Origin of the sequence: uncultured Jannaschia sp., assembly GCF_947503795.1 — a bacterium.
In the GTDB taxonomy this organism is placed as follows: Bacteria; Pseudomonadota; Alphaproteobacteria; order Rhodobacterales; family Rhodobacteraceae; genus Jannaschia.
Genome location: NZ_CANNEZ010000001.1, coordinates 2057446 through 2072064 on the forward strand (window position 1 = coordinate 2057446; position 14619 = coordinate 2072064).

The 14619-nt window shown below is 68.8% G+C and carries 15 protein-coding genes; 2 read left to right on the plus strand and 13 right to left on the minus strand.

The genetic code is table 11. The features are described from left to right. Nucleotides 1–276: 276 nt before the first annotated feature. Entirely contained in the window at nt 277–1884 is a 1608-nt protein-coding gene (gene ftsZ, locus Q0833_RS10750) for a cell division protein FtsZ (RefSeq protein WP_298433910.1), read from the minus strand. Nucleotides 1885–2192: 308 nt separating this feature from the next. On the opposite strand from ftsZ, the gene Q0833_RS10755 reads away from it, so the two are divergent. Beyond that, a complete protein-coding gene (locus Q0833_RS10755; RefSeq protein ID WP_298433914.1) occupies nt 2193–2504 on the plus strand; it encodes a hypothetical protein in 312 nt (103 codons plus the stop codon). Between the two features lie 412 nt (nt 2505–2916). After that, nucleotides 2917–3258 carry a hypothetical protein gene (locus Q0833_RS10760; RefSeq protein ID WP_298433917.1) on the plus strand — a complete coding sequence of 114 codons (342 nt, stop codon included), beginning with the start codon at nt 2917–2919 and terminating at the stop codon, nt 3256–3258. Between the two features lie 3 nt (nt 3259–3261). On the opposite strand, the gene ftsA is transcribed toward Q0833_RS10760, so the two are convergent. The 12 genes from ftsA to Q0833_RS10820 form a co-directional block, all read right to left on the minus strand. Beyond that, a complete protein-coding gene (ftsA, locus tag Q0833_RS10765; protein WP_298433921.1) occupies nt 3262–4590 on the minus strand; it encodes a cell division protein FtsA in 1329 nt (442 codons plus the stop codon). Next, nucleotides 4587–5483, minus strand: coding sequence for a cell division protein FtsQ/DivIB (locus tag Q0833_RS10770; protein ID WP_298433928.1), 897 nt, complete (start codon nt 5481–5483; stop codon nt 4587–4589). Before Q0833_RS10770 ends, ftsA begins: the two co-directional genes overlap by 4 nt. Then, nucleotides 5471–6385, minus strand: coding sequence for a D-alanine--D-alanine ligase (locus Q0833_RS10775; protein ID WP_298433931.1), 915 nt, complete (start codon nt 6383–6385; stop codon nt 5471–5473). Before Q0833_RS10775 ends, Q0833_RS10770 begins: the two co-directional genes overlap by 13 nt. Nucleotides 6386–6490: 105 nt before the next feature. Beyond that, nucleotides 6491–7408: a UDP-N-acetylmuramate dehydrogenase gene (murB, locus tag Q0833_RS10780; protein ID WP_298433934.1), complete on the minus strand. Its 918-nt coding sequence runs from the start codon at nt 7406–7408 to the stop codon at nt 6491–6493. After that, complete coding sequence (locus Q0833_RS10785; protein ID WP_298433937.1) at nt 7405–7644, minus strand: DUF2484 family protein; 240 nt, start codon at nt 7642–7644, stop codon at nt 7405–7407. The genes murB and Q0833_RS10785 overlap by 4 nt, the downstream gene beginning before the upstream one ends. Before the next feature lie 103 nt (nt 7645–7747). Beyond that, nucleotides 7748–9154: a UDP-N-acetylmuramate--L-alanine ligase gene (gene murC, locus Q0833_RS10790; protein ID WP_298433940.1), complete on the minus strand. Its 1407-nt coding sequence runs from the start codon at nt 9152–9154 to the stop codon at nt 7748–7750. Nucleotides 9155–9165: 11 nt separating this feature from the next. After that, nucleotides 9166–10251: an undecaprenyldiphospho-muramoylpentapeptide beta-N-acetylglucosaminyltransferase gene (gene murG, locus Q0833_RS10795; protein ID WP_298433943.1), complete on the minus strand. Its 1086-nt coding sequence runs from the start codon at nt 10249–10251 to the stop codon at nt 9166–9168. Between the two features lie 4 nt (nt 10252–10255). Then, entirely contained in the window at nt 10256–11425 is a 1170-nt protein-coding gene (locus Q0833_RS10800; protein WP_298433946.1) for an FtsW/RodA/SpoVE family cell cycle protein, read from the minus strand. A 115-nt stretch (nt 11426–11540) separates the two neighbouring features. Continuing rightward, entirely contained in the window at nt 11541–11921 is a 381-nt protein-coding gene (locus Q0833_RS10805; protein ID WP_298433949.1) for a VOC family protein, read from the minus strand. 44 nt (nt 11922–11965) lie between these two features. Further along, a complete protein-coding gene (locus tag Q0833_RS10810; protein ID WP_298433952.1) occupies nt 11966–12562 on the minus strand; it encodes an SCO family protein in 597 nt (198 codons plus the stop codon). A 4-nt stretch (nt 12563–12566) separates the two neighbouring features. After that, nucleotides 12567–13070, minus strand: a complete 504-nt coding sequence (locus Q0833_RS10815) for a copper chaperone PCu(A)C (protein WP_298433954.1) — start codon at nt 13068–13070, stop codon at nt 12567–12569. 98 nt (nt 13071–13168) lie between these two features. After that, nucleotides 13169–14617 (minus strand): TRAP transporter large permease subunit, encoded by a 1449-nt coding sequence (locus tag Q0833_RS10820; protein ID WP_298433957.1) that lies wholly within the window; start codon nt 14615–14617, stop codon nt 13169–13171. Between the last annotated feature and the right edge of the window lie 2 nt (nt 14618–14619).

Sequence of the window (14619 nt, forward strand, 5' to 3'; positions counted from 1 at the left end):
CCGCTGAGACTGAGCTAGGTGCAGGGGGGCTGCACCGCAATTCAAGCTGGGTTACGGGGTGAAACAGCCGGGTCGCGGGGGTGGCGAAACTTCGCCGACCACCCCCGCCCTAACCGAAAACCAATTTTAAACAACATGTTGCGAATGCGCCTTCGGCGCGATTCCCCCCGTCATAGGGGCATGATGTGAACGCATCGTAACGGTTCGGGACAAAAAAGAGCGGCGGCCCCGAGGGGCCGCCGCCGGTCTTGGTGCTTGGGTGCGTCTGGCCCGCGTTCAGTTCGCCTGGCGGCGAAGGAAGGCGGGGATCTCGATGCGCTCGTCCTCGGGGTCCGCCTGCGGGGCGGGCGCGGGGGCGGTGGCGGCCGGCGCGGCGGGGCGCGCCACAGGGGCGTCAGCGGCGGTGCCGGTCATCCGGTTGATCAGGCTGCCGATGCCGAAGCGGGCGTTGTGATCCGCGCCGCGGGGCGCGTCCTGCGGCTGCGCCCGCTGCTCGCCTTTGAGGACGGCGGCCCGCAGACGGTCCATCGCCTCGGGGGTCGGCGCGCCGGGCGCGGCCTCGGCGCGCGGTTGGGCCTGGAAGCTCGGCACGGCCGGCTCGACGGCCATCGCGGGCGCGGGCGTCGGCGCCGGCTGGTAGGACGGCGGCGGCAGGTCGTCGGCAGCGGGGCTGCGGCGACCGAAGAAGTCGTCGGCCATCGACGCCTCTTCGGCATCCTGCTGGTCGACGGCATCGAAGAAGCTGGCCGCGGCGGGGGCCGGCTCGGGCATGGACGCGGGCTGCTCGAGTGTCAGCGGCTGCGGCGCGGGATCGGGCGTCACGGCGGCCGCGGCTGCCTGCTGGGCCTGAACCGGGGCAGTCGCTTCGGAGAGACGGCGGCGCGGCATTGGGGCCTCGTTGGCGCCCTCGGCGACGTCGATCCCCGTCGCGACGACCGAGACACGCATCGTGCCTTCCATCGCGGTGTCGAGGGTCGAGCCGACGATGATGTTCGCGTCCTCGTCCACCTCCTGGCGGATGCGATTGGCGGCCTCGTCCATCTCGAAGAGCGTGAGGTCGTGCCCGCCGGTGATGTTGATGAGCACGCCGCGCGCACCCTTGAGCGACAGCTCGTCGAGAAGCGGGTTGGCGATAGCCTTCTCGGCGGCCTCGACGGCGCGATCCTCGCCCGTGGCCTCGCCGGTGCCCATCATGGCCTTGCCCATCTCGTCCATCACGGACCGGACGTCGGCGAAGTCGAGATTGATCATGCCCGGACGGACCATCAGGTCGGTCACGCCCTTGACGCCCTGGTAGAGCACGTCGTCGGCGAGGCTGAACGCCTCGGTGAAGGTGGTCTTCTCGTTGGCGAGGCGGAACAGGTTCTGGTTCGGAATGATGATGAGCGTGTCGACGACCTTCTGGAGCGCCTCGACGCCCTCCTCGGCCTGGCGCATCCGCTTGGCGCCCTCGAACTGGAAGGGCTTGGTGACGACACCGACGGTCAGGATGCCCAGCTCGCGGGCGGCCTGTGCGATGATCGGGGCCGCACCGGTTCCGGTGCCGCCGCCCATGCCGGCGGTGATGAAGCACATATGCGCACCGGCGAGACGGTCGACGATCTCCTCGATCGTCTCCTCGGCGGCGGATGCGCCGACCTGGGGTCGCGCGCCCGCGCCGAGCCCTTCGGTGACGCGCGCGCCGAGCTGGATGCGCGACTGCGCCTGATTTTGCTGGAGCGCCTGGGCGTCGGTGTTCGCGACGACGAACTCGACCCCCTCCAGATCCTTCTGGATCATGTTGTTGACGGCGTTGCCGCCCGCTCCGCCGACACCGAAGACGGTGATGCGCGGACGCAGATCGAGTTCGGCGCCGCCGCCGGGCATGGTGAGATTCAACGTCATTGCTCTGTCCACCTGTATTGTGGGCCCGCCTCAGGCCGCTTGGTTCATGCGTTTTCCGCAGATTTTGACACAAGGTAACGAATCGCAAACCGTCCGTCACCCAAAAAACGAATCGGTGTGGCGGATCGGCCCGTGGGCGGGGCGTCCCACCCCGGAAGTGAGGAAATCCCGACCCGATCCGGCGCGCGGGTCAGGGATTCCCGACTGACGGTCCGACGCCCCGCCCGACATGCTGTCCTCACACCGTCGGATGACCCGGCGGGCACCAAATCGGATGCGAAACGCATCCCTTAGGGAAGGATCAGAACATGTCTGCCAATATCGTCACCGTCACGCTGGGTCTCGGGGGCGGCGTCGTCGGCGCCCTCGCCGCCGCACTGCTCATCTCGGCCGCCGGGCCCGCCGCCGCCGGACAGGGCAGCTACCCGAACTGCGAGCCGCGGCTCTTCCGGGACCTGCCGCGCCACACGCAGATCGCGATCTCGCAGTTCTGCCGCGACAGCCAGGAGGACGGGCCGGCCACGCCCGCCGCGGCCCCCGCGCCCGTCTTCGAGCCCGATTTCGAGAGCATTCCCGACATCGTCACCTTCGCCGAGCCGGGCGACGAGGTGCTGCGCTGAGATCGGCGCCGCCCGCCCGGGGGGACGGGGTGAGCCGAGTGACGGGGCGGTCCCATCGGGGCCGCCCCGTTTCGTGTCGGCCGTTTTCGCGCCCCTGCCTGGTCTTGCCGCGAATGGGCCACGCGGGTCGACAATTCCGCCCGATCACGACGTCGGGTTCTCCGCCGTGGCCACCAAAACCGCGGAGGACGACCGGATGCGGAAATTCGCAATCATCGCGCCGGGCGCGCTCCTCGTGGCGTGCGCCGTCATGCGAAGGCCCCGGCCTCTGAGGCCGCCACCCTTGAGACAGGGGTGCGCTGACAACACGCCTCGGCCGCCCCGACCCGCATCGAGAAATGCCCCATCCCGGCCCAAATCGCGCCGACATCCCGGTGCAGATGCCGACCATCACATATCGAAAGGACATCCCATGACCCGCCCCGGCATCATCGCCCTGGCCGCCATCGCCGCCATGACCCTCGGCACGAGCGCCCATTCGGCCGAACTGGTCGCGTACAAGCTCAACCTCAGCGCCTTCTCCAAGCCCAGCATCCAGATCGCCCCGTCCGGCTCCATTGCGGTGCATAAGGCCTATAATATCCGGAAGTTCCGCTTGAACCAAAGCCAGATCACCCAGCTGCCGCTCAACCAGCGCGCCGCCTACATCATGAGCTCCGGCGGATCGCTGAGCCAGAATTCGAAGGTCAACGAAGCCGGGGGCGACGTGGTCGCGTCCGTGCCGGACACCACGACGCACGACCCGCATTTCTGACGACTACCAGTTGTCGCGGAACCAGCGGACGGCGCGGCGGATCGAGCGGCCGGAATTCCGCTCGGGCACGGCATCGAAATCCCAGAACTCGTCCTGCGGCTCGGCGCCTTGCATGCAGAGGCCGACGCAGGCGGCGAAGGCCGGACCCTTGGCCGCTTCGGGCAGGCCCTGAACGCGGAGCGGGCGGCCCAGACGGACCTGATTGCCAAGGATGCGCGCCGCCAAGCCGTCGAGGCCGGGGATCTGGCTGGCCCCGCCGGTCAGCACGATGCGCTGGGACGGCAGGTCACCGAAGCCCGCGGCGTCCAACCGCGCGCGCGCCTCTTCGAGGATTTCCTCGACGCGGGGGCGGATGATCCCGATCAGCTCGGTCCGCGTGACCGAGCGGCGGTCGTGGTGCCAGTCGCCCGTATCGGCCTCGAGCGCGATGACCTCGCGGTCGTCCATCCCCGTTGCGACAACCCCGCCGTAGCGGCATTTGATCATCTCGGCGGTCTGGCTGGGGATGCGCAGCCCCTGGCTGATATCGGAGGTGACGTGATCGCCACCGAGGCGCACGGTGTCGGCATAGACCATGTGCTTGCGCATGAAGATCGACACGCCGGTCGTGCCGCCGCCCATGTCGATGCAAGCCGCGCCGAGCTCCTTCTCGTCCTCGACCAGCGCGCTGGTCGCGGCGGCGTAGGGCGCGCTGGCGAGACCGGCGAGCTCGAGATCGCAGCGGTGGATGCAGGTCAGAAGGTTCTCGATCGCGTGTGCGTCGACCGACAGAAGGTGCATGTCCGTGCGCAGCATCTCGCCCGTCTGGCCGCGCGGGTCGCGCAGCGTCGTGCGGTGGTCGAGGCCGAAATTCACCGGCTGGGCGTGCAGGATCTCGCGTCCCGCGCCGAGATCGGGCGTGTCGACCGAGGCCAGCACGCGGGCCACGTCATGGACGGTGCAGGGCCCGCTTTCCAGCGTCACCTCGCCGGCGAGGCCGTAGCTTGCGGGTCGCCCGCCGGAAAAGCAGGCGATGACATGATCGACGCGGACGCCGGCCATCTTCTGCGCGCCCTGCACGGCGGTGCGGATCGCGCGCTCGGTCTCGGGCATGGCGTCGACCTCGCCCATGCGGATGCCGCGGGACCGGGTGGTCGTCGCGCCGATGACGCGGAAGTTCGACTGGCCCGCCATGTGGCCGACGCCTTCGCCCTGGGGCGTGTTCTCCTCGAAGCGGAGCACGAGGCAGGCGGTCTTGTGGGTGCCCACGTCGAGAATGGCGACGACGCCCCGCTGGAGGGCGGCCTGACGCTTGCGGCGCATGGCCCGCTGGGCCTGGAACAGACGGCTCATTGATCCTCCGGTGTATAGCTGAGGCGCTCCAGCTCCTGCAGGCGGCGCAGCTCGTCGCGGGCGGGCCCGCTGAGGCGCAGCACCGGCCGGTGCGGGAGACGCAGGTCGACGACGGTAACGTCGCGGTCGAGCACGCCTTGCGCGGCATGCATGGCCAACGCGCGGTCGAGTGCCGCGGCGGGCGCGGTCTCGGGCAGCGCGATCCGCTGGCCGCGGTCGAGCACCACGTCCCAGCGGCGCGCGCCGATCCGGGTCAGGCCAACCAGACGGTCGGTGACGGGCGCGGCAGCCTGGATGAGCGTCAGGGCCTGGGGCACGTGCTGATCGGCGCCGTCGCCCGCCACGATGGGCAGGGGCCCGGCTTCCGCGATATCCGTCAGCGTCGCGACGCGCTGACCCGTGGCGTCCAGCACCTCGATCCCGTCCGCATGGGTCCAGATGACCGCCGGTTCCCGCTCGGTCACCTTCAGAAGGAGGACGCCGCCCGATTTCACCCGGACCTCCGCGTCGAGCACCGGGTCGAGATCGACCAGCATCGCGCGCAGCCCGTCGATATCGAGCTGGAACTGCGACAGCGGCAGGTCGATCGGCAGAACCTCCTGGATTTCCTCCTGGAGCTGCTCGGACGCGCCCTCGATCCGGAGCAGGCCGACCATGAATTCGGGGCGGTCCTGCACGGTGCGGATCGCGGTCTCGTAGCCGTCGATGATGGCCCGGATGCGGGCATCGTCGTTGATGTACCACGTGAACAGGAAAACGAAGCCGAAGCTCGGGATGCCGGTGCGGATCAGCGCCCGGAAGAGCGGCGTCAGCCAGAGCCGCTGCAACCGGTAGCGCCATTTCGACGGCGCGGGATCGGCAACCGCGCGGGCGCCGGTCTTCAGCGGTCGCATGAGGCATCCTCCACCAGCATCGCGCAGAGCGCCGCGAAATCATGGCCCGCATGCTGCGCCTGCTCGGGCGTCAGCGAGGTGGGCGTCATGCCCGGCTGGGTGTTCGTTTCCAGAAGGATCAGCCCGTCGAGCCCGCGCGCCGGATCCCAGCGGAAGTCCGTGCGGCTGATCGAGCGGCAGCCGAGGGCCGCGTGGGCGCGGCGCGCATAGTCCTGACAGGCGGCGAAGATCTCGGACGGCAGATCGGCGGGCAGCACGTGGGACGACCCACCCTCGGCATATTTCGCCTCGTAGTCGTACCAGCCATCGGTGACGATCTCGGTCACGGTCAGCGCCTCATCCATCAGGACGGTGCAGGTCAGCTCGCGCCCTGGGGCGTAGGTCTCGACCATCACGCGCTCGGGCATGGTGTCCGCGAGGGTGGGCGGCGTGTTCGCGCCCTGGTCCACGATGTAGATCCCGACCGAGGAGCCGTCGGCATTGGGCTTGATGACGTAGGGCGGCGGCAGCGCGTGGGCCGCCATCGCCGCGGCTTTCGACACGATCCGGCTTTCGACGACGGGCAATCCCGCGCGCGCGAAAGCCGCCTTCGACAGCGTCTTGTCCATCGCACGGGCCGAGGCCAGCACGCCGGAATGGGTGTAGGGAAGGGCCAGCCATTCGAGCAGGCCCTGGACGCAGCCATCCTCGCCCCAGCGGCCGTGCAGCGCATTGAAGACCGCGTCCGGCGCCAGATCGGTCAGCACCTGTGCAAGGTCCGGGCCCGCGTCGATCTCGGTGACGTCGTAGCCGGCATCGCGCAAGGCCTGCGCACAGCCGCGCCCGGTCGAAAGCGAGACCTCGCGCTCCGACGAACGGCCGCCCATGAGGACGGCGACATGATGGAATGTCCTGCCCGACATTGCCGTTACCTGCGCCTCTGCCGGGTCGCTCGCGCGCCGCGGTCTGTTGTCGTTGTCCCCCGGCCTCTGACGGGCCGTCATGGGGTCCGGGTTCTGCGCCCCGTGTCAGTGGGTCTCGCCGACCCGCATGATTTCCCACTCTAGCGTCACGCCGCTGGTCTCGAAAACCCTCTTTCGGACCTCCTCGCCCAGACCCTCCAGCTCTGCGGCGGTTGCGCCACCCTGGTTGACGAGGAAGTTCGAATGCTTCGGGCTCATGATCGCGCCGCCCCGCGTAGCCCCGCGCATCCCGGCATCGTCAATGACCTTCCAGGCCTTCAGGTCATGCGTGTCGTCGGCCCGTCCGGTCGAGGAATAGCCCGCCGGGTTGCGAAAGGTGCTGCCCGCGCTGCGATCCTTGGTCGGCTGCGTCTCGTCGCGGCGCGCGAGCTGTGCCGCCATCCGGGCCTCCAGCTCCGCCGGATCGCCCTCGGGCGCGCGGAAGGTGGCGCGGGTGATGACATGGCCCTCGGGGATGCGGCTGGAGCGGTAGGCGAAGTGCAGGTCGGACGCGGGGATCGTGACCGCCTCGCCCGCGCGCGTGACAGCCTCGACTTCGACCAGGTGGTCGGCGGTATAGGTGCCGTAGCAGCCCGCGTTCATCTTCACCGCACCGCCGATCGCGCCGGGAATGGTGCGCAGGAAGGTCAGGTCGCGTCCGGCGTCGGCGGCGCGGCGCGCGACATGGGCGTCCAGCGCGGCGGCGCCGGCATGGACGAGGTCGCCCTCGATCTCGATGCCGTTGAATCCCCGCCCCAAGCGGATGACCACGGCCCTGATCCCGCCGTCGCGCACGATCAGGTTCGATCCGACGCCCATGGGAAAGACCGGCGCGGCCGGGTCGAGATCGCGCAGGAAGCTGCGCAGGTCCTCGACATCCGCGGGCTGGAACAGAGCATCCGCCGGACCGCCGACGCGCAACCACGTCAGGTCCGCGAGGGGGCGGTTCTCGGTCAGGGTGCCACGCACGACCGGCCAGGTCATGTCAGTCGCGCCTTCAGCCAGCGAACCGCGTAGCGCAGCGGCCAGCGCAGCACGAGCGCCATGACCCCGAGCCCGAGCAGCGCCCAGAGCGCCGACATCGACAACCAGAGCCACGCGACCAGCGGCAGGCCGCAGGCAATCAACCCGTAGGCGGCGGGCCACGACTGCCTGGCGGTCAGGACGGTCTGCAGGACCCAAGCGAGCACGACCCAGAGGCAGAGGGCGATCAGGGCCATGCCGCCCCTCCGTCCTCTGGCCCGAAAAACCTTCGGGGGTGTCCGAGGGGGCCGACAGCCCCCTTGGCGGGGGGTGCGGGGGGCCGGCCCCCCGCCCGTCCCATCATGCCGCGAGACGCGCCGGAAGCGCGTTCGCCCAAGCCGAGATGGTACCCGCCCCGAGGCAGACGACGATGTCGCCCGGCCGTGCCTGCTCGCGCACGAGGCGTTCGAGATCGGCCTCGTCGGTGACGGCGCGGGCATGGCGATGACCGGTGCGGATCAGGCCCGCTACGAGATCGTCGCGCGACGCGCCCTCGATCGGCTCCTCGCCCGCGGCGAATACGTCGGCGATGCCCACCACGTCGGCATCGGCAAAGCAGCTCGCGAAGTCGTCGAAGAGAGAGTGGAGCCGCGAATATCGGTGCGGCTGGTGGACGGCGATGACGCGGCCGCCCTCGTCGATCGACTGGCGCGCAGCCTTGAGGACGGCGGCGATCTCGACCGGGTGGTGGCCATAATCGTCGATGATGGGCACGCCGTTCCACTCGCCCACGCGGGTGAAGCGCCGGTTGACGCCCCCGAACGCGGCCAGCCCCTCGCGGATCACGTCGTTCGGCACGCCCAGCTCGCGCGCCACCGCCACGCCGGAGAGCGCGTTCGACACGTTGTGGTCGCCCGGCATCGGCAGGCGGCAGCCCTCGATCACCTCGCCCGTGTCCTGCAGCGCGATGTCGAACAACGCGACCCCGCCCTCGTAGCGCAGGCCCGTGGCGCGGATGTCGGCCTGGGCGTTGAAGCCGTAGGTGACGATGCGGCGGTCGGTGATGCGCCCGACCAGCGCCTGTACTTCGGCGTGATCGGTGCAGCAGATGGCGAGCCCGTAGAACGGGATGTTCGAGACGAAATCGGTGAAGCCCCGGCGCAGGTTCTCGATCGTGCCCCAATGTTCCATGTGCTCGGGGTCGATATTGGTGACGATGGCGATGGTCGCGGGCAGGCGGTTGAAGGTGCCGTCGCTCTCGTCGGCCTCGACCACCATCCACTCGCCCTGCCCCATCCGTGCGTTCGAGCCGTAGGCGTGGATGATTCCGCCATTGATGACCGTCGGATCCAGTTTGCCTTGGTCCAGCAGCGCCGCGACCATGGTGGTGGTCGTCGTCTTCCCGTGGGTGCCCGCCACCGCGACGTTGGATTTCAGCCGCATCAACTCGGCCAGCATCTCGGCGCGGCGCACCACCGGCAGGCCGCGCGCGCGGGCGGCGTCGAGCTCGGGATTCCCCGGCTTGATGGCCGAGGAGATGACGACGACCTCGGCCGCCTCGAGGTTCTCGGCGCGCTGGCCTTCGAAGATGCGCGCGCCCTTCCCGGCCAGCCGGTCGGTGATCTTCGACGCCTTCAGGTCCGACCCCTGCACCGTGTAGCCATGGGACAGGAGCACTTCGGCGATGCCAGACATGCCGATACCGCCGATGCCGACGAAGTGGATCGGGCCCAGTTGGGTGGGCAGCTTGGTGGCGTTCGTGTTCATCGGCATCGCGTTCATATGTCGCTCACGTCTGTGACGAGATCGGCCAGCCGGGTCGCCGCGTCGGGCACCGCCACGGACATGGCCGCGCGCGCCATCTGGCGCGCGCCGTCGGGGTTGGTCAGGATCAGCTCGGCCTGTGCGGCAAGGCTTGTCGCGTCGAGTTTCCGCTCCGGCAGCAGGATCGCGGCCCCCACTTCGACGAGACCGCGCGCATTGGCAGTCTGATGGTCGCCGGCGGCGTGGGGATAGGGGATCAGGATCGCCGGCCGACCGATGATCGAGAGGTCCGCGATGGTCGAAGCGCCCGCGCGGGCGATCACCAGTTGCGCCTCGGCCATCAGGGTCGGCACGTCGTCGAAGAAGGGCCGGATCTCGGCATCCATGCCGGTTGCGGCATAGGCCGCGGCGACGCGGTCGTGATCCTCGGGGCGGGCCTGCTGGAAGACCCGAAGGTTGGCGCGGATGGCCTCGGGCAGCCGGGCGAGCGCGTCGGGCACGCAATCGGCCAACACGCGCGCGCCCTGGCTGCCGCCGATGGCGAGGACGGTCATCGGGTAGTCACCGGGCGGGATGTAGGGGCTGGCCGCGCGGGCGGCGACGGCGGCGCGGACCGGATTGCCGGTGTGCTGCCCCTCGACGCCTTCGGGCAGCTTGGTGGGCCAGGTCCCGCAGGCGAAGGCATCGACGCGGGTGGCGAAGATCTCGTTGACGCGGCCGGGCACGCCGTTCTGTTCGTGGATCAGGCGCGGCAGCTTCATCATCGTCGCCGCCGCCAGCGCCGGGATCGACGGGTAGCCGCCGAAGCCCGCGACCACGGCGGGGCGATCGCGCCGGAAGCCCGACAGCGCGCGCATGACACCCGAGGTCAGCTTGAACGGCACGCCGAGCTTGGCCCCGAGGCCGCCCCGCTGGGGCGTGGCCGAGGGCACGATCTCGATCTCGACCTCGTCCGGGAAGCTGCCCGCGTAGCGCGCGCCCCGATCGTCGGTCGAAAGCTTCACCCGCCAGCCGCGCGTCAGCATCTCCTCGGCGAGGGCCTGCGCCGGGAACATGTGGCCCCCGGTGCCTCCGGCGGCGATGACGACGAGGGGCGGCATGGGCTCAACGGTATCCGTTCGACAGCAGGTGATCCCCGATCTCGGCCTGGGGCCTCGACCGGGTGAAGCACAGGAGCATTCCCGTCAACAGGCCCATGGCGATGAGCGAAGAGCCGCCGTAGCTGACGAAGGGCAGCGTCATGCCCTTGGCCGGAAGGAGCCGCACGGCGACGCCCAAATTGATGAAGGCCTGGCTGGCGAGAAGGACGGTGAGGCCGGTCCCCGCAAGGCGAATGAACATGTCCCGCTCGACGCAGAGCCGCAGCAGGCAGCGCGCCGCGATGAACGCGAAAAGTGCCACCACGAAGAGCACCATGATGAGCCCGTATTCCTCGGCCGCCACGGCGATGATGAAATCGGTATGGGCGTCGGGCAGGATCCACTTCACGCGGCCCTCGTTGACGCCGGTGCCGAAGAAGCCGCCCTCGCGGATGGCGTCGATCGCGTAGCCCATCTGGGTACGGGGATCGACCTCGGGGTTGAGGAAGCCGTCGATGCGCCGCGCGAAGTGTTCGGAGTTGTGATACGCCATGACGCCCACCAAGCCGACCGCGCCCACGACGCCCGTCAAAAGGACAATCGGCGCACCCGCGACGAAGTAGATCGAGGACCACGCCACGATGGTCAGCATCGCCTGGCCGAAATCCGGTTGCAGCGCGAGGAAGGCGATCACCACCACGAGGATGCCGAAGCTGATGGATTTGCCCGGCGGGCCGTTCGGCTCGGACGCGGAGGCCATGAGCCACGCGGTCATGATGATGAAGACCGGCTTGAGGAACTCGGACGGCTGGAAAGACGCGAAGCCCATGGAATACCAGCGCGTCGCCCCCTTGCCGAAATCGGTGCCGAAGACCGGCAGAAGCATCAGGGCCGCGGCCGCCACGAAGAACCCGACCACGCCCAGCCGGCGCACGACCTGCGGCTGCATCATCGAGACGATCAGCATCACCACGAAGGCCAGCCCGCCGAAGATCGCCTGCTTGGTCACGTAGTAGAACGGCTGGAGCTCGTTGCGCTCGGCCAACGGCACCGAGGCCGCGAAGCCGAGAAGAAGCCCTGTCGCGAAGAGCAGGACCACCGCGCCCAGCACGCCCTTGTCCAGCGTCCGCCACCATCGGGATACAATGGCCTCGCCCGGAAGGGCGACGACCGCGCCATGCGCGATTTCCGTCATTGATACGCCTGTAATGTCTGTTTCTGCCCGCCCGGTTGTCCGGGTCTGGGCGTAGGTTAGCGAATCAGCGCGAATCAGGCCAGAGAATTCCGCCCCTGCGTGGAATGGTCCGCGATTAGGAGGTTGCGGCCTCGTGGTCGCGCACCGTCCGCGACGGCTCCCAGAGTTCGATCGGGTTGCCTTCGGGGTCATGGATGCGGGCGAAGCGGCCGACCTCGGAATCCCACTCGGGGTCCGTCCGGATCTCGATCCCGGCCGCCATCAGTTGCGCCGTCATCGCGTCGAGGTCGTGCACCCGGAAGTTCAGCATGACGGCCCGGTCGGTGGGGAAATAGGTGTCCGACGTGGCAAAGGTCGCGAAGACCGTCGTGCCGCCGGCGGGTGCCCACTGCCCCGGTGTTCCGGTAATTCCGAGATGGGTGTCGTACCATTCGGACAGGGCCGCCGGATCGCGCGCACGGATGAAGACGCCTCCAATTCCCTCGACCCGTTCCATGACGCGACCCTCCTTGGGCCGCATCCTAGCGCGCCGGGCGGCGCTCAGCCAAGAACGGCGGCGATCTTGGCCTTGGCGGTGTCGGGATCCTCGCCATAGGCGATCAGGTCCACGACCGCGCCGTCGGCGTTCAGCACGAAGACCGAGGCGTAGTGATCCATCGTGTAGTCGCCCTCGCCCAGCGGCCGCTTCTGGAAATAGACCTTCCAGGAGCGGGCCATGGCCCAGACGTCCTCAGGCGCCCCCGTGATGCCGGTGATGCGTTCCGATTGCGGGGTTAGGTAGTCGCCGAGGAATTCGGGCGTGTCCCGCTCGGGGTCGATGGTGACGAAATACGCACCCAGCGCGTCCGGCCCGACATCCAGATCGCCCAGCCAGGTTTCCATGTCGTAGACCGTCGTGGGGCAGATCTCGGGGCAATGGGTGAAGCCGAAGAAGAGAAGCGACGGGCGGCCTTGGAACGCGGCTTCGGTGATCGGGTCGCCGCGGTGATCGACCAGCTCGAACGGGGCGCCGAGTTCGGTCGCCGTGGCGAGCGTCACCGTCCGGCTGTCCAGCACCTGTCGCAGCGCGATGCCCGCGCCGAGCGCCATGACGGCGACCACAAGGCCCGCGACGACGATCAGGACGCGACGGCGCACGCGATCAGTTCCCGTGGCCGGAGGCGCCGTGGCCCATGCCGCCCGCCTCCTCGAAGATGGCGCGGATCTCGCCCAGCCCGGCCACGGGCATGTCGAGGGTGATCTCGCCCGCCTCGGCAAAGGTGAGCGTGACGGCGTGGCTGTCGCCCGCCACGAGCGGTCCACCGAGATCGAAGAGCATGAGGTGCAGCCCGCCGGGCATCAGCGTAACGGTCTCGCCCGCCGGCAGATCGATGCCGCCCTCGACCTCGATCATCGACATCACGCCGTCATTCATCTCCATCGCGTGCAACTCGACCCGCCCGGCGACCTCGGGCGCGATCGCGGCGGCGACGAGCGTGTCGCCGGCGGTGCCCGTATTGGTGATCCGGAGGAAGCCTCCGGCCACCGGGGCCGCGGGCGGCGTCGCACGCAGGACCGGCGTCGCGATCCTCAGATCGCCCAGCGTCGCCATCTCGGCCGCGGCGGGGGTGGCGAGGACGGCCAGGGCGGCGAGGATACGGATCATGCGTGGGCTCCAACGGTGTGCTGGCCCCCACATGGCACCGGATCGCGCCGGTTCCAAGTGAGGCACCGCGTCGCAACCTTCCAGTGCTGGAAGGTTGGTCAGTTCCCGTAGGCCACCGAGGGCAGCCACGTCGTCAGCGCGGGGAAGTAGAACACGATCGCAAGGCCCGTGAGCTGCAAGAGCACGAAGGGAATGACGCCCTTGTAGATATGCGCGAGCGTGACCCCCGGCGGGCAGACACCCTTGAGATAGAAGAGCGCGAATCCCACGGGTGGCGTCAGGAACGATGTCTGTAGCGTCACCGCCACGAGGATCGCGAACCACACGACGCTCGGGTCCTGCACCTGGTCGAAGCCGGGCACCGCCAGCTCGAGCCCAAGGATGATCGGCAGCATCAGCGGCATGATGATGATCGTGATCTCGATCCAGTCGAGCAGGAAGCCCAAAAGGAACACGATCAAGAGGATGAAGAGCACGATCATGTAGGGGCTCTCGAACGCGCCGAGGACGTGGTTCTGCACGATCTCGTCGCCGCCGTAGCGGCGCAGCACGAGTGCGAAGAAGTTCGCCGCAAGGAAGATGCCGACGATGTAACCCGCCGTGTTCAGCGTCGAGCGGCCGACGTCGCGCAGCACCGTGAAGCTGAGCTTGCCATTGATCGCGGCCAGCAAGGTCGCACCGAACGCGCCGAGGCCCGAGGCTTCGGTCGGCGTGGCGATGCCCGCGAAGATCGAGCCGAGGACGAGAAGGATCAGGAACATCGGCGGCACGACCGCCAAGAGCACTTCCTTGACGACGGGCCAGCCGACCTCCTCGGTCTTTTCGGGGGCAGGCATCGAGCTGGGCGAGATCAGGCCGAAGATCACGATGAACGCGATGTAGAGGCCACCGAGGATCAGGCCGGGGAACAGGGCGCCCATGAAGAGGTCGCCCAGCGAAATGGCGAGCTGGTCGGACATGATGACCAGCATGATCGAGGGCGGGATGAGGATGCCCAGCGTGCCCGCGCTGGCGATCGTGCCGGTGGCGATGGGCTTGGAGTAGTTCTGCTTCATCATCGCGGGCAGGGCCATGACGCCCAGAAGCGTAACCGAGGCGCCGATGACGCCCGTCGAGGCGGCGAGGATGATGCCGATCAGCAGCACCGTCAGCGAGAGCCCGCCGCGCAGCCCGCCGAAGAGCTTCTGCATGGCGTGCATCATCCGCTGGGCCACGCCCGACTGGTCCAGCATGAGACCCATGTAGATGAACATCGGCAGCGCCACGAGGACCGGGTTCTTGACGATGTTGCCGAAGAGGCGCCCCGAGAGGACCGAGAGCCGCTGATAGTCGATGCCGGTGCGGTCGAACTCGATCACGTCGCGGAAGCTGGAGCGGAACGGGTCGAGGAAGATCTCGGCGAAGAGCGCGAAGATCAGCGACACGCCGACCAGCGCGAAGGCCACGGGGATGCCGCGGAACAGAAGGAAGATGAAGGTCAGGAACATGACCAGGACGGCCAGTTCGTTCAGCGTCATGAACGGCGCGATCGCTTCGAGGAGGAACATGG